General features: G+C 40.3%; 18 protein-coding genes. 10 read left to right on the top strand and 8 right to left on the bottom strand.

All coding sequences use genetic code 11. The annotated features are described in order from the left end of the window. Nucleotides 1-20: 20 nt before the first annotated feature. Together ACKPEB_RS12295 and ACKPEB_RS12290 are read right to left on the bottom strand one after the other, a co-directional pair. Nucleotides 21-512, bottom strand: coding sequence for a DUF29 domain-containing protein (locus tag ACKPEB_RS12295; RefSeq protein WP_408965209.1), 492 nt, complete (start codon nt 510-512; stop codon nt 21-23). Between the two features lie 14 nt (nt 513-526). Next, the gene (locus ACKPEB_RS12290) at nt 527-742 is read right to left on the bottom strand and encodes a type II toxin-antitoxin system Phd/YefM family antitoxin (protein WP_408965208.1); all 216 of its coding nucleotides are present in this window, start codon (nt 740-742) and stop codon (nt 527-529) included. Nucleotides 743-1,045: 303 nt separating this feature from the next. On the opposite strand from ACKPEB_RS12290, the gene ribBA reads away from it, so the two are divergent. Continuing rightward, a complete protein-coding gene (ribBA, locus tag ACKPEB_RS12285) occupies nt 1,046-2,782 on the top strand; it encodes a bifunctional 3,4-dihydroxy-2-butanone-4-phosphate synthase/GTP cyclohydrolase II (protein ID WP_408965207.1) in 1,737 nt (578 codons plus the stop codon). A 44-nt stretch (nt 2,783-2,826) separates the two neighbouring features. Here the strand turns inward: ribBA and ACKPEB_RS12280 are convergent, their stop codons facing one another. The 3 genes from ACKPEB_RS12280 to ACKPEB_RS12270 all read right to left on the bottom strand — a co-directional run bounded on the left by ACKPEB_RS12280 (nt 2,827) and on the right by ACKPEB_RS12270 (nt 5,912). Next, a complete protein-coding gene (locus ACKPEB_RS12280) occupies nt 2,827-3,165 on the bottom strand; it encodes a helix-turn-helix domain-containing protein (protein WP_408965206.1) in 339 nt (112 codons plus the stop codon). 171 nt (nt 3,166-3,336) lie between these two features. Further along, nucleotides 3,337-4,512: an ABC transporter permease DevC gene (gene devC, locus ACKPEB_RS12275; RefSeq protein ID WP_408965205.1), complete on the bottom strand. Its 1,176-nt coding sequence runs from the start codon at nt 4,510-4,512 to the stop codon at nt 3,337-3,339. Nucleotides 4,513-4,610: 98 nt separating this feature from the next. Next, the gene (locus tag ACKPEB_RS12270) at nt 4,611-5,912 is read right to left on the bottom strand and encodes an ABC exporter membrane fusion protein (protein WP_408965204.1); all 1,302 of its coding nucleotides are present in this window, start codon (nt 5,910-5,912) and stop codon (nt 4,611-4,613) included. Between the two features lie 194 nt (nt 5,913-6,106). On the opposite strand from ACKPEB_RS12270, the gene ACKPEB_RS12265 reads away from it, so the two are divergent. The 3 genes from ACKPEB_RS12265 (at nt 6,107) to ACKPEB_RS12255 (ending at nt 9,788) form a co-directional block, all read left to right on the top strand. Then, nucleotides 6,107-6,745, top strand: a complete 639-nt coding sequence (locus ACKPEB_RS12265) for a TetR/AcrR family transcriptional regulator (protein ID WP_408965203.1) — start codon at nt 6,107-6,109, stop codon at nt 6,743-6,745. 8 nt (nt 6,746-6,753) lie between these two features. Continuing rightward, nucleotides 6,754-8,559 carry a DUF3685 domain-containing protein gene (locus ACKPEB_RS12260; protein ID WP_408965202.1) on the top strand — a complete coding sequence of 602 codons (1,806 nt, stop codon included), beginning with the start codon at nt 6,754-6,756 and terminating at the stop codon, nt 8,557-8,559. Between the two features lie 638 nt (nt 8,560-9,197). Continuing rightward, on the top strand, nt 9,198-9,788 hold the full coding sequence (locus tag ACKPEB_RS12255; RefSeq protein ID WP_408965201.1) for a thioredoxin family protein: 591 nt from the start codon (nt 9,198-9,200) through the stop codon (nt 9,786-9,788). 244 nt (nt 9,789-10,032) lie between these two features. Here the strand turns inward: ACKPEB_RS12255 and tkt are convergent, their stop codons facing one another. Continuing rightward, complete coding sequence (tkt, locus tag ACKPEB_RS12250; protein WP_408965199.1) at nt 10,033-12,027, bottom strand: transketolase; 1,995 nt, start codon at nt 12,025-12,027, stop codon at nt 10,033-10,035. Nucleotides 12,028-12,329: 302 nt separating this feature from the next. Here tkt and plsX point away from each other — a divergent pair, with 302 nt between their 5' ends. The 6 genes from plsX (at nt 12,330) to ACKPEB_RS12220 (ending at nt 19,271) form a co-directional block, all read left to right on the top strand. After that, entirely contained in the window at nt 12,330-13,373 is a 1,044-nt protein-coding gene (plsX, locus tag ACKPEB_RS12245) for a phosphate acyltransferase PlsX (RefSeq protein WP_408965198.1), read from the top strand. A 127-nt stretch (nt 13,374-13,500) separates the two neighbouring features. After that, entirely contained in the window at nt 13,501-14,493 is a 993-nt protein-coding gene (locus ACKPEB_RS12240) for a beta-ketoacyl-ACP synthase III (RefSeq protein WP_408965197.1), read from the top strand. 116 nt (nt 14,494-14,609) lie between these two features. Next, nucleotides 14,610-15,470, top strand: coding sequence for an ACP S-malonyltransferase (fabD, locus tag ACKPEB_RS12235; RefSeq protein ID WP_408965196.1), 861 nt, complete (start codon nt 14,610-14,612; stop codon nt 15,468-15,470). A gap of 82 nt (nt 15,471-15,552) precedes the next feature. Further along, nucleotides 15,553-16,377, top strand: coding sequence for an alpha/beta fold hydrolase (locus ACKPEB_RS12230; RefSeq protein WP_408965195.1), 825 nt, complete (start codon nt 15,553-15,555; stop codon nt 16,375-16,377). 231 nt (nt 16,378-16,608) lie between these two features. Then, on the top strand, nt 16,609-17,625 hold the full coding sequence (locus ACKPEB_RS12225) for an ABC transporter substrate-binding protein (protein ID WP_408965194.1): 1,017 nt from the start codon (nt 16,609-16,611) through the stop codon (nt 17,623-17,625). A 38-nt stretch (nt 17,626-17,663) separates the two neighbouring features. Further along, nucleotides 17,664-19,271, top strand: a complete 1,608-nt coding sequence (locus ACKPEB_RS12220) for a methyl-accepting chemotaxis protein (protein ID WP_408965193.1) — start codon at nt 17,664-17,666, stop codon at nt 19,269-19,271. A 12-nt stretch (nt 19,272-19,283) separates the two neighbouring features. On the opposite strand, the gene ACKPEB_RS12215 is transcribed toward ACKPEB_RS12220, so the two are convergent. Both ACKPEB_RS12215 and ACKPEB_RS12210 read right to left on the bottom strand, forming a co-directional pair. Continuing rightward, on the bottom strand, nt 19,284-20,039 hold the full coding sequence (locus ACKPEB_RS12215) for a metallophosphoesterase family protein (protein WP_408965191.1): 756 nt from the start codon (nt 20,037-20,039) through the stop codon (nt 19,284-19,286). A gap of 45 nt (nt 20,040-20,084) precedes the next feature. Next, nucleotides 20,085-20,828 carry a DUF1995 family protein gene (locus tag ACKPEB_RS12210; RefSeq protein ID WP_408965189.1) on the bottom strand — a complete coding sequence of 248 codons (744 nt, stop codon included), beginning with the start codon at nt 20,826-20,828 and terminating at the stop codon, nt 20,085-20,087. Nucleotides 20,829-20,855: the final 27 nt, after the last annotated feature.

The following is a 20,855-nucleotide window of genomic DNA, read 5'->3' as shown; positions in this document are numbered from 1 at the left end:
ATTGAGCGGTAGATCTATTTCTAGTTTTGGAAGGTATCAGAAGGTTGTCCGGGGAAAAATTCAGCGTCTAAAACTTCCTCTAGGGTATAAAGACATTCTGTGGGAAAATCTTGATCAGTTAGGGATGTTTCACGTATAGCTAAGTCAATTCCACTTTGATAACCTTTGTATAAAGCTTCAGTAAGATAGGGTTTTAAACTGGGATTTTCTGTTAATAAATAGCCAATCTCTCGGCGTTGTTCTCGCAGAGTTACAAACCAACTTTTAGAAGGTTTACTGGGTTGACATTGCCACTTGAGTAAATGACCGAGTAAAATTCCTAAACGGTTTCTTAACTCTTGACGTTGTTGCTTCCCCAAAGATTCAATTTCCTCCGCCAAATTAACAAAATCAAGCTGATTTAATGTTCCTTCCCGTAACAGTTTAGCTTGTTGTTGTGTCCATCCATAGAAATCTTGTTCATAAAGAGTTGAGTTTTTTTCAAAGGATGTTTTTTGTTTTATTATATCCATGAGATTAGTTGATGCTATTCTAACGATTGAAATAAACGTTTGGCATTTTCAGGCGATCGCAATAAATAAACGCATTCTAAAAAACTCGATAATTCTGATTCAGAAATCAAAGCAATATTTTTATTATTTTCACGTCTAATCACAATAATATTAGATTCATCATAAACTTGATTAAGTAACTGATCAAGGTTAGCTTCAGCTTCAGAATAACTAATATCTCGGCTTAACATTACAGTTATCCCCAAGTTTACATAACACTATTATGGAAAATTCTCACGATTTCGTCAATCAATCTCACTGATCAATAATCAGGTTTAATTGCTGGTCGTGCGAATGATGACGCTGGCTTGATCACTTTACTGTGTTGAGCTCAATAATGATAAAATTTACCGCACCTAAGCAGACTATCCTATTTTTGTCTAACTCCCCTGAGCCAAATTTTAATTCCTTGGAGTGGGAATGCGATCGCAATCAAACAACAGCGTTACAATCAATAAAGAAGCGTTGATGACAAAACGATTTTGAACGAGTCTGTGCTAACGACCAACCCCTTCCAATTTGACCCCATTGAAGCCGCCTTAGCCGATCTAAAAGCGGGACGCTGTATCGTGGTGGTAGACGATGAACACCGCGAAAATGAAGGCGACTTAATTTGTGCGGCTCAATTTGCGACACCGGATATGATTAATTTTATGGCGGTGTACGCCAGGGGATTAATTTGTTTAGCGTTAACTGGAGAACGTCTGGATCAGCTAGACTTGCCGTTAATGGTAACGAAAAACACCGATGCGAACCAAACCGCCTTTACGGTGAGTATCGATGCGTCGCCTCAAATGGGAGTTTCAACGGGAATTTCCGCCGATGACCGGGCGAGAACGATTCAAGTGGCCATTAATCCCGCCACCCGACCGGAAGATTTACGACGTCCTGGCCATATTTTCCCCTTGCGGGCCAAAGAAGGGGGAGTCTTAAAACGGGCGGGACACACCGAAGCCGCCGTTGATTTATCTCGCTTGGCGGGATTATATCCGGGGGGTGTGATTTGTGAGATTCAAAATCCTGATGGGTCAATGGCGCGACTTCCTGAATTAGTGGAATATGCCAAAACCCATGAATTAAAATTAATTACCATTGCGGATTTAATTAGTTATCGCCTCAAACATGACCGCTTTGTTTATCGAGAAACCGTTGCTAAATTACCTACACAATTTGGTGATTTTCAAATTTATGCCTATCGCAATACGTTAGATAATACTGAACATATTGCCTTAGTAAAAGGGGAACCCGAACAATTTAAAGATAGACCTGTTATGGTGCGGGTTCACTCCGAATGTTTAACCGGAGATTCCTTTGGTTCCATGCGTTGTGACTGTCGAATGCAGTTACAAACCGCCATGAAAATGATTGATTATGCGGGAGCGGGAGTGATTGTTTATTTACGACAAGAAGGGCGAGGAATTGGATTAATTAATAAAATTAAAGCTTATTCTTTGCAGGATATTGGACTGGATACCGTTGAAGCCAATGAACGCTTAGGTTTTGCTCCTGATTTACGGGATTATGGCATGGGGGCACAAATGTTAAATGATTTAGGCGTGCGTCAAATTCGTTTAATTACGAATAATCCTCGAAAAATTGCCGGATTAAAAGGTTATGGAATTGAAATTGTGGATCGAGTTCCGTTAATTATTGAAGCAACGGATTATAATACGGTTTATTTGGCAACTAAAGCTCAAAAATTAGGTCATTTGTTATTGCAAACTTACTTAATTACGATTGCGATTACTTGGGATGAACCTCAATCTTTATCGCGAAATTTAGAAGAAGAATCCTTAGAACGAAAACGACATTCAACTCATGTTCCTAGCCGTTATGAACGGTTAGAAAAGTTACGGTTTTTAGCCCAAACCAATGATTTATTATTACAAGAAGAAGCACGACCAGTGGCGATCGCTTTGTTTGATCAAGCACCCTTAATCGTTAATTTAGGCTTTGATCAAGCGGAAGTCGCCGATCCTTACTGGTATCAACAATTAGATCATCCCTACTTAAAAGCCATTACAGAAATTTTAGATCAAATTGCTCAATGGCCCCATCTCCAAACCTTACAATTTCTGATTTCTTCTGGGGTCGATCCCTTAACTAATTTACAAGTTAAACTCAAACGAGAACAATTTTTACTGACTCAAAAACCAGCTTCGATTTGTCAACAGTTACAGACTCAAACGATTTATAGCTTTTCTGATCAATTCAATCAACTGGAGGATTAAAACTGATGAATGAATAAAGCTTCATAATTCTATTATTCAGTGATCTAGCCAATCAACTGCGATGTTTGTCTGTCTGTTTGGGACTGTTCGCTAGATGAATCTGACTGATGTAACGGGACAAGTTTAATCTCAACAGCGTACCCTACACTGGCGGCGATCGCTGCAATTGTTTCTAATCGTGGAGATTGTTTTCCCGATTCAATTCTAGCAAGCTGAGGCTGTTTAATTCCAGCTTTTTCTGCTAATTCTCGTTGAGTTAGAGCTAATTTTCGTCGAATTTCGATAAGAGCGCGGGCTGCTTCAAATTCCGGTTTAATTTCCTGATAATGGGCTTTGACTTTGGGATCGCTCAGAAGTTTGGTTTTAAGATTTTCTAAACTCATAACTAAACTCTCTGTAATAAAATTGTAAGATCAAATGAGAGCAGGTAGCACTATGACGCCAAACCTAGCAGCGTGTTCGAGTTGTCAAAGTTCAGATGGTTTGATTTACCCTGATAACTTTTATGTGATCAAGCGAGAAGCTGGTTGTCAAGAGTTAATCCATAATTGTAGTTAAAAGATATCGGCGGGGTCAGCAGCTTGTAATTTACGAGTTGCGATCGCACCGGATGACATACACATAATAATCGTTAATATTAATACTTGAATGGCTCGAAATAAAGTCATATATAAGGGTAAATTAGTCGCTTGTCGAGTTAAGTGATATAACCCTAAAGAAATGGTAGCACCGGGGATAAAACCTAATAAAGCTAAAATAATAGCTTCTTCAAAGACAATTCCTAATAAATAAGCATTGGTAAATCCCATGGCTTTAAAAGTCGCATATTCAGGTGTATGGTCAGCAACATCCGTAGCTAGAACTTGATAAACAATAATGACCCCAACCACAAACCCCATTGCAGTTCCTAAACTAAAGACAAATCCAATGGCGGTATTTTTCGACCAATAATCCTGTTCAAAAGCTAAAAATTGTTCACTGGTTAAAACTTTTACATCTTCAGGTAAATAATTTTGTAGGTCTGTTACGACTTTTTGCACATCATAACCCGGTTCAACTTTCACCAGTCCCGCACTAATTCCACCCGGTTTTCTGCGGGGAAATAAGCGTAAAAAATTGCGATCGCTGGTAATTAAAGTTCCATCCGCCGCAAAGGAAGCCCCCACTTTAAATAATCCGGCAATTTTAAGGGTGCGTTTCTCTAATTCCGTACTAACAATTCCTCCTTGTTCAACTTTTTCAATCACGTCTTGATAATCTCCCCTGGAAGACCGATCAAATAAAACTTGATCCTGTAATTTAATGACGTCTAAATTTTGTTGAACTTCTGGTAAATTAAAAGCTGATTGATGAGGATCAAATCCAATCACTAAAATAGCTGTTTTTTTCCCAGTTTTAGGAGTTTTCCAATCAGAAAAATTGACATACAATGCTTCTGCGGATTTCACCCCTGGAACATCAAGTGCTTGATATAAACGTCGTCGGGGTAAGGTTGATAAATTCACTAAATTTCTGGCTTGGGGACTAATCATAAAAATATCGGCATCTAAATAGTTATGCAATCGAGTATTACTGTCATATAATGCCGTTTGAAATCCCAATTGCATAAAGATTAAAACATCAGCAAAAGCAATCCCTGATAACGCCACTAACATTCGGGTTTTATCATGACTTAATTGCAACCATCCTAATGGTGTTCTATTGGTCAATCGTTGTATAAATCCAATCATAATATCAGTTATTGGTGGTAGAGGCGGGGTTCTCCTGCCCAAAATCTTTTATCAATGATCAGTTATTACGAGCGAGAAAACCTCGCCCCTACAACTGATTACTGATTAATGGTAACTTTAACTTGTAAATTTGTTAAACTCTCAGCTTTTTGACTAGAAGTTTCATCTAATTTAACACGAACTTCGATAATTCTGGCATCAATATTCGTGGTTGGATCAATATCTAAAGCACTTTGTTTTTTGACTCTTAACCCTACTTCTTCAACCGTTCCTTTTAAGGGTTGAGGTAACGCATCCGCCGTAATTATTGCCGTTTGTTCGGGGCGAATTTTAGGAATATCACTATCATAAATTTCTGCAACCGCATACATTTGTTGAGTTTGTCCCAGTTCCAGAATTCCTTGATTAGAAATTAATTCTCCAGCCTGGGTATGAATCTCAATCACCCGTCCCCCGTGAGGCGATCGCACATAAGCTTGTTCTAAGTTGGCTTTGGCTTGTTTAACTGAGACTTGAGCTTTTGTTAACTCACTTTTAGCTAACTGAATATCCACTGGACGCACCTCCGTAACGGCTGTTAAGGTGGCTTCTGCTTCGACAATTTGTTGGTCTACGGTAGCAATGGTGCGGCTGAGGTTCGCTTGAGCTTCTCGAATTTGTTCTTGACGGCTGGTAATCGTTTCGTTGAGGTTCGCTTGGGCTTCCTGTAACCGTTTCAAACTCGTTTCAGCCTGCAAACATTCACTATCTCGATCCTGGGCGGAGACAGCCCCATCTGCATATAAGGTTTCGTAGCGTTGACAGTTGGTTTCGGCGTTTTTCAGTTCCGCTTCAATGCGGTCAAGGGTGGCTTCTTGGGCGCTGCGTTCTCCCCGCAGTTGAGCTTCTAAAGTTGCAATCGCCGCTTTTTGGGTAATCATTTGTCCCTCTAACTCCGCTTGGTTGCGTTGAAATCGGGCTTTTTGAGCTTCAATTTCTCCTTGTTTGGCTCCCGCTTGAACTTGATCTAAACGAGCTTGGGCCACTTCTACTTCGGTTTTTGCTTGTTCTAGGGCGGCTTGAAGTCGATCTCGACTATCCAAAATCGCGATTGTTGTTCCCGCCTCCACCCAGTCTCCTTCTTTGACCAACAGTTGATCAACTCGACTCCCTGAGTTCGACTGGGGGGCTGAGAGTTGAATAATCTCTCCTTGGGGTTCTAGCCAACCTAACGCCGTCACCGTTTTGACTTCTCGAACGTAGGTTTCTGATAAGGCTACAGGTTCAGCCGGGATGGGACGATACCGCCAGAAGGTATAAGCCGTTAAACCACTCATGGTTAAGGTGGTGGCTGCAATGAGAATCCCGATGTGAGGGGATTTTGGGGATGAAAGCTTACCAACTGTTCTTTCGCGCACCATAATTGTGCCTCCCGGCTGATTTGATACTAAACTGTTTAGTTTAAATTAGTGTATCATGAAAACCTGAGATGAAACAAGCACTCTCCCATCCTCAATACCCAAAATTCTTAGGAGGATAGAAAATGATCAGGGAATAACGGTTGACCGGGAAGGATTCTGTACAATGAAGTCAATATCATTGAACTCAAAAATTAATGAACCCAGTGGAACAAACCGAAGTCTCTCAATTGGATAGTATTGGCGAAAAAGCAGAACAAATTTTTGAGGGGGCACTGCAAGAATTTTTAGTACATGGCTATACAGGAACCAGCATGGATCGGGTTGCAGCATCGGCGGGAGTGTCGAAAGCGACGATTTATAACTATTTTGGGGATAAAGAAGGGTTATTTATTGCGTTAGTCAAGCGGTTAGCCCAGAAAAAATATCAAATTTTTATTGAGTCTAACAAAGCCGAATTGATGTCAGTTGAACCTGCAATTGCGTTGCGACAGTTGGCAAATCTTATTTTAGATCATTCCATGCAAGATCAGGAATATTTAGCCTTTATCCGCCTTGTGATTGGGGAATCTGGGCGGTTTCCAGAATTGGCTCAAACCTTTGTTCATAATTTAGGAAAACCCGGAATTCAAGTATTAACAGAATATTTAACCAATCAGCGCTATATTATGATCAGTGATCCTGAAGCTATGGCACGAGTGATTATTGGAACCTTAGCCCATTATGTGTTATTGCAAGAAATTTTACTCGGTAAAGAGATTGTTCCGATGGAACGAGATCGTATTATTAATACGTTAGTCGATTTAATTAGTCCTCAGCCGACACCTGACACTTGAATTGATTTATGAGTCCATCTCCTTTACAACTTCTAATCATTGATGATGACCCGATTTTTCGGATCGGGTTACGAACAGCATTGGAACCTTTTTCAGATTTGGAAGTCATCGCAGATCTTGAAAGTCAGGATGCGGCATTACAGGTATTAGTCAGCCGCCGTCAGATAACAATTAACACAACTAACCAGAAACCTGTTGATTTAATGATTTTAGAATTCGGATTAAACCCAGATTCTATTCTTAATTTTTGCCAAGAATTAAAAAAACAATATCCTGAAATTCCGCTTATATTATTAACAGCAATTCAAAACAAAAGTTTATTATTAACAGCCCAAAAAATAGGGGTAGAGGGTTATTGTCCCAAGGGAATTCCGGTGATAGAATTAGTTCCGATTATTCGGAGAGTAGCGACGGGAGAACGCTATTGGCTAGAATCTTTAGCCAGTTTAAATCGAGAACCTGTTTCTGAAATTTTATCTCAAAAAACCGGATTGTTTTTCAATAAAATTCGAGGCTTTTTAGTTCAACCAGGACTGCGACAAATTGAACAAGCGATCGCCGAAGTTAACCAAGAAATTCAACAGAATCTAGCTGAATTCAATCAACCGGATAAAATCACCATTATTAATCAATTTATTCTGACGGGAAAACGGCGAGAACTGTTAGTCGCTCGTTGGCTAGTGAGTCAGCTTTTACCCGATTCTCCTGCTTCAACTCCAGAAAATTATCCTACCATTTCTTCTGATAATGTTCCCGTTTTTAATAGTTCTAATCCTGAAGCTGACAACTTTAATTCACAAGAAGCCTTAGTGATCAATTCTAACTCAATTAACGTTCAGAATTCAGCAATTATCCTCAGTGATTTACAATCTATTTTGTTTGATAAAACTGTTATGAAGTTACAGTCTGGATTAATTAATGTCACTGGAATTCCGTTAGAAATTGATATTTTAAGATTATCTAAAAAACGAGAATTATTATATATATTATTAAAACAATTAGAAAGTTTATTAGATGAATTAATCTTATCCGATGTTCAACCGGAACAACTTTCAGAAAAAGTTTCTGATTTAGTTCAAGATTTCTGGAAATCTGCTATTTTAGATTTTTTTGGAAAATATTATACTCTGAACGCAAATAACCTGGATTTTGAAATTGTTCCGATTTTATTAAAAGATGCTAATCTGATTCAACGGGATATTTTAAGTAAAATTCCGTTAATCAGTGAATTATTTGAGCATTTATTATTCCAAACTCCCTTAACCATTGATAATCTATCCTGTCCGGCTGGAAGTTTGGAAGCCATGCAACGTTCAGAAGCATTGTTACAAAACTTATTAATTCAAGTAGCAAACGCAGTGATTCAACCCTTACTGAATTATTTTTCTGATTATGAAGAAGTTAAACTAAAATTTTATGATCGACGTTTATTATCAACCCGTGAAATCGAGAAATTCAGAAATAATTTATCCTGGCGATATCGTCTTTCTCAATATGTAGCAGAACCCAAAGCTATTTTTGAAAGTTCCTATTTACTCTTTATTTTAGGAGAAAGAGGAATTCAAAAACAAGTCATTTATTCTCCCCGCAGAGAGGAGTTAGAAAAGTTAAAAGGAATTCCCTTAGCAGTAACATTACTCTTAGAAACACGGGATGCTGTTGCTCCTCGTCTTCGGTCAGCCGTTGCCTTTTTAGGAAGTGGAATTATTTATATTTTAACCAATGTTGTCGGTCGAGGATTAGGGTTAATTGGAAAAGGAATTTTACAAGGCATTGGAACATCTTTTCAGGATAATAAGATGGGAAAAAAATAGATAAAGTTGATGGGATGGTGCGTGCACTGTGCTTACCCACCCTACTTTCATCCTCCTCGTTGCTAGGTTCCACCTAGCAATGCCTTATTGCAGGCTCCGCCTGATATTAATTGGAAGCAGAGCGTCCGGTTGTCTTCTCCTGGTAGAACCAGGGAAAAAGGTTAAAGGAAGTGAAGCAACTTTAAAAGCACCTTTTCCCTTCCTAACCCTCCTCTGATTTAGGGGAGGACTTTTTAGTCGGATCTGATTCTTTCTCTCAACGCTCAATATTGAAGTTTTGTATAGATTTTAATCTGATTTGGATGCAATACAATAACTCCGTTTTATAATCTTTGTTATGTCAATCTCCTTATAATAATAAGACTTATAGTTTTGTTTTTGGCTGGGGGTTGAGATGAACAGTTGAAGACTATGCGATCGCGTTTATAAGAATACAGAATAGCATCAATGACGTAGGTTAAATAGATTAAATCTTACCAGAATTTGTAGCAAATATTGAAGGATAGAATATCACTCATCGGGAAGCCTAAAGATCATTAATTCTAAAAGAACAACCCCTAACTGTCATCCTGAACCGAGTAAAGTATCTTAAATTAACCTCTAAAATAGTAAGAGATTTTGCATTATTTTCAAGGATCATGAACGAAAATCCATCCTATTCAACAACCTCGGCTCAACCTTCCGATTTAGCCAAACGAATTAGAAACTTTTTAATTGTTATCGCCGCAATTATTCTGGGTGTCGCCATCTACTTAGGAATACGAATGGACGCCACCTCTACCTCCCTTCCTCAACTCGCAGAAGAATCTGTTCCCTTGGAGGTCGCCTTGAGTAATGGTAAACCGACTTTAATCGAATTTTATGCCAATTGGTGTACCAGTTGCCAAGCGATGGCTCCAGAATTGCATGAAATTAAACAAGAATATGCTGAAAAACTTAATTTTGTGATGTTGAATGTCGATAATAGTAAATGGTTGCCCGAACTCTTGAAATATCGGGTAGATGGTATTCCTCATTTTGTGTATTTGAATCAAAAAGTGGAAACCCTTGCACAAACTATTGGTGAAATTCCTCGAAATATCCTAGAAGCGAATTTAAACGCTTTAATTGCAGAAAATCCTATCCCCTATACTCAATCTATGGGTCAAGTTTCTGCCTTTAATTCTCCTCTAACAACGGATAAACCTAGTGCGGTTGACCCGCGTTCTCATGGTTCTCAAGTCCAATAATTGACTAAAGTGCTTAGTGCTAACAAAGATTTTGTAGAGACGCGCCATGGCGCGTCTCTACGGGGAACGGATGCGTAGCAAACCATTTATTTCATATTACTGTTCCCTGTTCCCTCGCGCGTAGCGCTATAGCCCTCAAGACAAAAAGAGCTCAGGTTTGAGGAAAGAGTCAGAAGTTAATCATTTTTCCTGAGTCTTTTCTTTCTGTCCTGAGCTCTGCTTCTATTCCCTAAAATTTTGTTGTCTAACCTAATAACGCTTTAGCTTTGGTTAAGACATTCTCAAGGGTGTAACCGAATTTCTCCATTAACACATTACCCGGAGCAGAAGCACCAAAACGATCAATACTGATCATGTCTCCTTCAGTTCCGATATAACGTTCCCAACCGAAACGGCTGGCAGCTTCCACCACTAAGCGTTTCGTGACTGCGGCCGGTAAAACGGATTCTTTGTAAGCAGCATCTTGCTCTTCAAACAGTTCCCAACAAGGCATGGAAACCACACGAACGTTGTTGCCTTCGGCGGTTAATTTTTCAGCCGCTTCCACACACAGAGACACTTCGCTTCCGGTTGCAATCAAAATTAAATCGGGGGTTCCTTCGCAGTCAGACAGAACATAAGCGCCTTTGCTGACCACATCAACGGAACTGCCCTTTAAGTTGGGTAACGCTTGACGAGTTAAGGCGATTAAGGTGGGACGATGACGATTTTCAACGGCGATTTTGTAAGCACCAGAGGTTTCGTTACCATCCGCCGGACGCATCACCAACAAATTCGGAATCACCCGTAAAGAAGCAATGGTTTCGACGGGTTGGTGAGTTGGGCCATCTTCCCCAAGAGCGATGGAGTCGTGGGTCATAATGTAAATGATACCCACTTCCGATAACGCGGATAAACGAATTGCCGCCCGCATATAGTCAGCGAAGACTAAGAATGTGGCGCAATAGGGGATTAATCCAGAGTGATGTAAACCAATCCCGTTACAAATGGCGCCCATTCCGTGTTCACGGACACCGAAACGCAGGTTGCGGTTTTGATATTGTCCTTTTTGGAAATTACCAAAACCTTTGATTTCCGTTAAGTTGGAGTGGGTTAAGTCCGCCGAACCTCCAATCAATTCAGGCAGAACGGGGGCTAAGGCATTAAGAACCCCTTCTGAATATTGACGGGTGGCTTTACCTTTTTCTTCCGGGGTAAAGCTCGGCAGGGCTTTTTCCCAACCTTCGGGAAGTGTTCCGCTAATGCGACGTTCAAATTCTGCGGCTTCTTGGGGATATTTGGCTTTGTAAGTTTCCCAAGTTTTGCTCCATTCGGCTTCCAAACTGGCACCGCGTTCAACGGCTTTACGGAAATGGGCTAAAGCTTCATCGGGAACCACAAACGGTTCATAGTCCCAACCGAGGTTTTTACGAGTGGCAGCCACTTCATCTCCACCTAACGCCGCCCCGTGAACTCCGGCGGTATTTTGTTTATTCGGAGATCCGTAGCCGATGGTGGTGGTGACTTTAATTAAAGACGGTTTATCGGTGACAGCTTTAGCGGCGGCAATGGCTTCAGCAATCGCTTTTAAGTCGGTGTTTCCATTCTCAACGTGCTGAACGTGCCAACCATAAGCTTCAAACCGTTTGCTGACATCTTCGGTAAAGGAAATTTCCGTATTTCCGTCAATGGAAATATGGTTATCGTCGTAGAGGGCAATTAATTTACCCAGTCCCAGGTGTCCGGCTAAGGAGCAAGCTTCACCTGAAACCCCTTCCATGTTGCAGCCATCCCCTAAGATCACATAGGTGTAATGGTCTACCAATTGGGCATCGGGTTTATTAAAGGTTGCTGCCATGTGGGCTTCAGCCATTGCTAACCCAACACCATTGGCAATTCCTTGACCCAAGGGGCCCGTTGTGACTTCCACCCCGGCCGTGACAAAGTTTTCTGGATGACCGGGGGTTTGAGAATGCCACTGACGAAATTGTTTGATATCTTCTAAGGAAACGCTATCAAATCCCATCAGATACAGCAGGGCATACTGTAACATAGAGCCATGACCTGCTGAGAGGATAAAGCGATCGCGGTTATACCATTTAGGATTTTTGGGATTGAACCGCATGAACTGATCCCACAACACAAAGGCCATTGGCGCAGCACCCATGGGAAGCCCGGGGTGGCCAGATTTGGCTTTTTCTACGGCATCAATGGCAAGGAAGCGGATCGAATTTATGCAAAGTTCTTCAAGTGAAGCCATAATTATTGTTATCTGTAGATTTTAGTGAGCGTGTGAGTGCCGGAGCATTGAATCTCAACAAGTTTAGATTCTACGCTCCTAAGTGGCTCTGGAATTCCCCTCAGACTGCATCTCAATCATCTCACCACTGGGGACACGCAAGCAACCTAATTCTTAATTTTTGATCAAACTTGTTTTTTGGGTTGGTAGAGCCGGATTTTAGATCAGAAGTTAGACCTCAGACTGTACCTTTAGGTTAGTGGGAGTCGTTCATACGTGGCAATCTTCCGGTAAAATTTTGTAGGTTTCTCTAAAGTTGGTCAATGGGTTCAACTCGCGCACGAATTGCAATTGACGCTATGGGCGGAGATTATGCTCCAGCCGAAATTGTTGCAGGGGCAATCATAGCCCAGGAAAAATGGGATGTCGAAGTCTTTTTGGTTGGAGATCCCGATCAAATTGAAGCGGCGCTCAAACACCATTCTAGTCATTTGCCCCTGCCACAAATTATTCCTGCTGAGGGAACAATCGAAATGCACGAAGAACCCTTGGGGGCGTTAAAACGCAAACCCAAGGCTTCAATTAACGTGGCAATGAATTTAGTCAAGGAAAAAAAAGCCGATGCCGTCGTTTCGGCGGGTCATTCCGGTGCGGCAATGGCTTCGGCGTTATTGCGTTTGGGACGTCTGCCCGGTATTGATCGCCCTGCCATTGGTGCGGTTTTACCGACCTTAAAACCCGACTCTCCGGTGCTGGTTTTGGATGTGGGGGCTAATGTTGATTGTCGCCCTAAATTTTTAGAGCAGTTTGCTGTTATGGGCACGATTTACAGTCGTTATGTTCTAGGAACGGCTCAACCTCAAGTTGGGTTACTTAATATTGGGGAAGAAGCTTGTAAAGGGAATGATTTGGCAATTCGCACCTATCAACTCCTAGAAAATCATCCTGAGATTGCCTTTGCAGGAAATGCTGAAGGGCGAGATGTCCTATCGGGAAAATTTGATGTCATTGTCTGCGATGGTTTTGTCGGAAATGTGCTACTGAAATTTGCTGAAGGCGTCGGAGAAGCCGTTCTGCAAATGCTCAAGGAGGAGTTAACGTCTGGATTTCAGGCTAAATTGGCAACGGGTTTGCTTAAACCGAGTTTAAAGCGGTTTAAACAACGGGTGGATCATGTTGAACATGGCGGTGCTTTGCTCTTAGGAGTTGCGGGAGTTTGCATTATTAGTCATGGTTCCTCGAAAGGGCTAACCATTGCTAATGCGGTACGTTTGGCAATGGATGCCATCGATAACCAGGTGCTAGAACGCATTCAATCCCAATATCAACACCACCTTCAGCCTGATCAAAAGGCCGTCAGTGGTTAATCCTAATTTAAAGGCAAAAGTCAAACGTGAAAAGGCTCTTATATAGCTGGTTTTTCCCTTTGACCTTTTCCCTTTTTCCTCATCACTGATCGCCATCTTCAAGCTCATGATAAAGAACAGAGGTTCAATGATAACTACAGGTATTGCGATTACGGGCTGCGGATCGGCTACACCCTCGGTTTTACTCGATAATCATGGACTCTCTCAACGGGTCGAAACGTCGGATGAATGGATTACTTCTCGCACAGGGATTGCTACTCGACGATTAGCTGATCCCAATACTTCGTTAAGTACATTAGCCCTATCGGCAGCACAAGCAGCCATCACAATGGCGCACATTGACCCAGCAGAGATCGATTTGATTATCTTAGCCACATCAACGGCTGATGATCTCTTTGGCAGTGCCAGTTTGATTCAAGCTCAATTGGGGGCCACCAAAGCGGTCGCTTTTGATATGACCGCCGCTTGTTCTGGGTTTGTGTTTGGGTTAGTCACCGCCTCCCAATTTATTCGGACTGGAGTTTATCAAACTGTTCTTTTAATTGGGGCTGATATTCTTTCCCGTTGGGTTGATTGGTCAGATCGAACCACTTGTATTTTATTCGGCGATGGGGCGGGAGCCGTCATTTTACAGGCTGATGAATGCGATCACTTATTGGGGTTTGAAATTAGAAGTGATGGCAAACAAAATCAGTCTTTAAATTTATCTTATCATCCTCAACAAACAGAAATATTACCCGGCATTACTATCACTCAGGGAAACTATCATCTAATTCGGATGAATGGTAAAGAAATCTATCGATTTGCGGTGCAAAAAGTTCCAGAAGTTATCGAAAAAGCATTATTTAAAGCTAATTTAACGGTCGATCAAATCGATTGGTTGATTTTACATCAAGCCAATCAACGCATCTTAGATGCGGTCGCAGAACGGTTAAATATTCCATCTGAAAAAGTTATTAGTAATTTGGCAAAATATGGTAATACTTCTGCTGCTTCTATCCCTTTAGCCCTCGATGAAGCAGTACGAGATGGCAAAATTAAACCGGGCGATCGCATTATGACATCGGGTTTTGGTGCCGGATTAACTTGGGGAGCCGCTTTGTTTGAATGGGGGAGATAGGGGAGCAGGGGAGGCACGGGGAGCAGGGGGAGAAAATTCTATTGCCTATTGCAAGAGTGCCTATTGCCTGTTCCCAAGTTAGTAATTTATTTTGTCCAAAAACTTAACAATTAAAAATGGCAAAAACAGCATGGATTTTTCCGGGTCAGGGTTCGCAAAAAATTGGGATGGGGGCAGATTTATTTGCACAATCTGAACTTAAAGCTCAATTAGAATTAGCTGAAAAGATTTTGGGTTGGTCGGTTCCAGAAATTTGTAATCATCCTGATGATAAAATCTCTCAAACCTTGTACACTCAACCCGGTTTATATGTCGTTGAAACCTTACTGGTTGATCACTTAAAACAGCAAGGGCAATCTCCTGATTATGTTGCGGGTCATAGTTTAGGAGAATATGTGGCGTTATATGCTGCCGGGGTATTTGATTTTGAAACGGGTTTGAAATTAGTCAAACGTCGTGCTGAATTAATGAATGGTGCCGCAGGGGGACAAATGGCGGCGTTAATTGGGTTTAATTCAGACCAATTGCAGGAACAAATTGAGAAAACTGAAAATGTCGTTCTGGCTAATGATAATAGTGCCGCACAGGTTGTGATTTCTGGTACACCGGAAGCCGTTGATCAAGTCTTAGCTAATATTAAAGTTAAACGGGCCGTTAAATTAAATGTTTCCGGTGCATTTCATTCTCCTTTAATGGCGGATGCAGCTACAGAATTTCAACAAATTTTAGACGAAATTACCTTTAATTCGGCACAAATTCCCGTGTTATCCAATGTTGACCCCACACCCACAACCGATGCAGCTTTATTAAAACAACGTCTGACTCAACAAATGACGGGTTCTGTTCGGTGGCGGGAAATTTGTTTAAAATTATCAGAATTAGAAGTTGAACAAGTCGTGGAAATTGGCCCCGGAAACGTGCTAACGGGTTTAATGAAGCGGACTTGTCCTGAAATTCTGTTGCAAAATATAAGTTAATGGTTGACTGTTGACAGTTGACTGAAACCTAGCCTACTGTTAGCGGGCGGGGAAACCCGCTCTACACACCTAAACCTCAATTATGACTGTTGCATCCTTACCCTCATCCAGACTCAAAGAAAACACCCTACATTTTCTTCAATCTACTGCCCCTCGGCCGGATTTACCCTTATTTTTATTTTTACCTGGAATGGATGGAACTGGAGAACTCTTTACGGTTCAAATTCCGAGGTTAATGGATGCGTTTGAAATTCGGTGTTTAACCATTCCTAAAACCGATCAATCTGACTGGGAAACCTTAGCCTCGAAAACAATTGATTTAATCAATATAGAACGTAAAGCTAACCCGAAACGAGAAATTTATTTATGTGGAGAATCCTTTGGAGGATGTTTAGCATTATTAGTGGGAATTGTCGCTCCCCAATGGTTTAGTCGTTTAATTTTAGTTAATCCTGCTTCATCCTTTAAACAACGACCTTGGTTAAGATGGGGTTCCTATTTAACCCAATGGCTTCCTGATTGGTTTTATCCAAGTTCGGTGATGGGTTTATTACCGTTTTTAGCTTCTTTAGGACGCATTGAAGCTTTAGAACGTCAAGCTTTATTAACGGCCATGAGTTCATTACCTCAAGAAATTTCCGCATGGCGATTAGAATTATTGCGCTCCTTTAAACCGAATGAATTTCATCTGCGGGATATTAATATTCCGGTTTTAGTGATTGCTAGTGGTGCAGATCGCTTATTACCTTCGGTTTTAGAAGCTCAATATTTAACACAAACGTTACGAAATGCTCAAATGGTGGTTTTACCGGATAGCGGTCATGCCTGTTTATTAGAAAATGATATTGATTTATATGCCATTATTCAGGCTTATTCTCCTTGTCAAGATAGGGATGAACTAGCCTAGCCCAAAGGCGATCACAAAATCACAAATTGCATCCCGCTCCATCAAGAAGATCTGTTTTAGATATTATCAGAAAATATCTGTGACCCAACCCTTTAAATTATCTAGGGAGAGAAAACGTTAAATTTTTATTAAAAAATCAAGTTTCTGGGAGGGCTTTTAGCTTTAGAGATACAATTGAATAATCAGTAAAATAATAATCGATTCTGCTCAATAGCAATGAGGCAGACAGTCATGAAACATCGTCAAGCCTTAATTTATTTCAGTCTCATCTTAATCAGTTTACTGTGGATTGCAAGTTGTCAATTCTTTCAACCTCAATTAAAAACCGAAACTCCGCTACCGACCTTTCGCCTCGGTTTCAATAATTGGCCCGGATGTGCCGTTTGGCAAATTGCTTCAGAACAAGGAATTTTTGAAAAAAATAATCTGGATATTGATTTACAATTTTCTGACTATACGACCGGAATCACTACCTTTGCTAACAATCAGTTAGATGGAAATTGTCAAACGTTGTTTGATACTATTTATATGTTAGGCACAAATTCAAGTGTTGATCCGGTGATTGTCGCTCTCACAGATTGGTCTACAGGAGGCGATCAAATTATTGCTGCTTCTAATGTTCAGAATATTCAGCAATTAAAAGGAAAAAAAGTAGCCTTTGAACTGGGCTCTGTGGGTCATTATCTACTATTAATGGGTTTAGAAAAATATGGATTAAAGCTTTCAGATATTCAAAAATCTAATAATAATTTAATCAGGAATCTTGCACTTTTTTTTGAAGAAGAAGTGGATGCAATTGTGACTTATATGCCCTTTGTTAAAGAAGCTCTGAATCGACCGGGAAGTCAAACTTTATTAACGTCTCAAGACTTCCCTGGAGCAATTTCTGATCATCTGGTTGTGAATCGTCAATTTCTGGAAAATAATCCTCAAGTTGTAAAAGGTTTAGTCAAAACTTGGTTTGATACCGTTGAATTTATGAAAAAAAATCCTGATTTGTCACGTCAAATTATTGCTTATACTTCTGGTTTAACCCTGCAAGATTTAAAAGACGATGAATCCAAAATTTCCATCAAAGGACTATCGGACAATTTAACCGCTTTTGAACCCGGAGACAGTTTTGCATCTTTACCTTATGCCGCCCAAAATATCTATGATTTTTTAAGAACAAATAAATTAATTGAAAACTCAGTAGATATCCAACGAATTTTAGACTCAAGTTTTTTGGCTAACGCTCAGAATAGATAAAAAAATATTCATTTAATTGGAGGGCGAATTGAGAAGCGATGCTTAAAAGAATTATTAATTATTTCACAAAGTCCGACTTGTACTTGAAATTAATTAATTCCTTTGTTTTAATGGGATTAATTATCTTTCTTGTGGCATTTTTGTCCTGGCAAACAACCTTAAGTTTAAGCAATGAACTTAATGAAATTAGCCTAGTCAGACTCCCTTCGATTTTATATTTACAAAAGATTGATCAAGGAATGAGGAATATAGATTCCCAACAATCTTGTCTTTTAAATACTTGTTTAGGGGGCAATAATGTCGAAATTACTCAGAAACAAATTCAAGAAAACATTCAGTTAATTAAAACCGGTTTTTTGGAGTATGAACCCTTGCCTCGGACACAGAAAGAAGAGCAACTTTGGCACCAATTTAAATTAAGATGGAAGCAATGGGAAAAACAGCATAAAACCTTTATGGATCTTTATGATCAGTTTCAAAAATTAGGAATTTTTTATCCCTATAAAACGCAATTAAACTTATGGAGAACGGGTCAACAAAACTCTCCAAAAATGCAAAAAGCTCGTGAAGCTGCCTTGCTGTTATCAGAATTGCAAATTCAGGAACACTCCATTAATCAACCCATTTTTTACGCGACGGCTAAAAGTTTAGAAAAAGTGATTCAAGAAAACGAGTCAATTGCACAACTCTCAAAAATCAAGGCAGATCAAACCATTAGTAGCAGTAAAAGTTGGAGTTTGTTTGGGATGATAGTAGGGCCAGGAATTGCCTTGATTTTAGGGATTATTTTAAGTTTAGCGATCGCTCGTCCCATTACTAAAACCTTGAAAGGATTAGTCAATCGTGTTGCCAGTTCATCTACTCAAATTGCAGCATCTGTTGAAGAACAGGAAAAAATCTTGGCTTTACAAGCAGAATCGGTGAATCAAACCACAACAACAATGGGTGAATTAGGCCGTGCTTCTCGTCAAGCCACTCAACAAGCTCAATCCGCCACTCAGGTTGCTCAACAAGTCTTAGGGTTAAGTCAAAATGGGGCTAACGCTGTTTCTAAAGCCATGTCAGAAATGACGATTTTAGACACCAAAGTCAGCGAAATTTCCCACCAAATTACGACTTTGAATGAAAAAGCCCAACAGGTTAATAGTATTAGTAATCTTGTGAGTCAGATTGCCAATCAAACGAATATGTTAGCACTCAATGCCTCGATTGAAGCAGTTAGAGCCGGAGAGCATGGTTTAGGGTTTAATGTCGTTGCTGTAGAAATTCGTAAACTCGCCGATGCGACCCACGAATCAGCCCAAAAAATTAATCAATTAATTAATGAAATTAAACAAGCAGTTAAAGAAACCGTGGTAGCAGCCCAGGATGGTAAAAATACCGTTAAAAAGAATTTAAAAATCGCGGAAGAAACCACAGCAATTTTTAGTCAAGTGACCGTCGCTATTGATCAAGTTGTTTTAAGCTCTGAACAGATTTATTTGACTTCACAGCAGCAACTTCTCGCCATTGAAGAAGTGATTGCTGCCATGAATTCTATTAACAATGGCTCTCAACAAACGGTGATTGCGATTAGTGAAACAAAATTAGAAAGCCAACAGTTAAAAAATGTCGCATATAATCTGAAAGTATTAGGAGTTAGATAAAAAACAGAAATTTTACGGTCTAACATAACTCAATCGAGCTAATAAAGATGGCGGTTTCAAATGAACAACAGCCCGATTTAAAGGTAAAATCCGAATTTGATTATGATGCAGAACATTCACCTGATAAACTTTTTTATTCGTCAGATCCAATCCGGTTAACCAGCCACTTTTGGCATGATAAACACCCGTATCAATTCCTAACCATCCTTGACCTTGAACTAATTGTCCGGGTTCAATCCCATCAAACGTAAATGTGATCGTATGACCGACAATAATTAATTTATCGGCAAAATAAGGTTTAGGAATATTGTGAAATTCTCGCCGTATCCAACAAAATTCCTGTTCATTTTGTTCTTTAAGCGGCATTTTGGGATGGACACCCCCATGAACCAGCCAAGTATCTCCTAAATCGATATATAACGGTAAAGAAGCCATCCAGTGAACATGATCTCTGGGAATAATTCCTAAATCTTGATAACTGGTAATCGTAGTTAAACCCCCACTATATAACCACGCTTGCCAAGCTTGAGGATTTTTCCCGTCATCGGGTAAAGCATTTAACATTAATTGTTCATGATTGCCCCGGATACATTGATACGAGCTATTTTTGACGAATTCAACCACCTGAGCACTTTTGGGGCCACGATCAATTAAATCCCCTAAAAAATACACTTGATCATGAGTACCCGGAGCAATTCGCTCTAAAAGGGTCATGAGCCCGTCATAATGTCCGTGTACATCCCCAATAACAATGCGTCGAGTCAACATTTTTGATTCATTTGCACACTTAAGAGGGTGTTGGTAGGAACGGTTTTATCGGCTTAAGGCCCGAATAAAACTTTGAAGTCCAGACAAAACACCTTTTTTGGGCCGTTGGACAGGTTGTGCCACTGACTCACCATTTGCTGGAGTCACCTGTGCCAGAATTAGATCCAGTTCATCACCAACAGGTTTTGTCGCTTGTTCAGTAATTAACTGGTACTGCCCATCAATTTCCAACCAAACTTCCCACATCGAAGGATAACAACGTCTGAGCGCGGCTCCTTCTAAGGGTTTGAGGTAATAACAAGACTCAATGGTCTTGATAAACCGTTCGCGTAACTGACGAGCAGCATATCCTATTCCTATAATAGCAATATCTTCGAGCTTTGGATTCAGTAAAATTACAGGGCGATCGCCAGCTAATTGTGACAACTTCTCCACCTGGGCGACTTCTACCGCCGAAGGAGAAACGACTAAAAACTGTTCATCCCCCTCTTCTAAGCGGGTTTCAACCGGAGAGCGAGAAGTTCCGATATCTGTAACCCGAAAAGACGTTTGACCCCAATCTCGACGAGCTAAAGCAGAAGCTCCGGTATCGGGAAATAATACCACTAATTGACGATTGGATTCTTCAATCACCGGAATAAATTCTTGGGCAATTGATTGAGCTTGTAGTTCAATTTCAGGAAACACTAATTCAATTTGAATTAACTTATAACCATCGGCTAATGCTGCTTTTGTAGCTTGTTTGGCTTGTTCAATGGCTTCTTCTAAAGTGTTAGGTAGCTGGGACATAGGTAGGATGTGATTCTTAATGGTTTT

This window comes from Planktothrix sp. (assembly GCF_046067725.1).
Lineage (GTDB): Bacteria > Cyanobacteriota > Cyanobacteriia > Cyanobacteriales > Microcoleaceae > Planktothrix.
The sequence above is the reverse complement of the archived record's forward strand: the minus strand, read 5'-3'. Positions and strand labels throughout refer to the sequence as shown.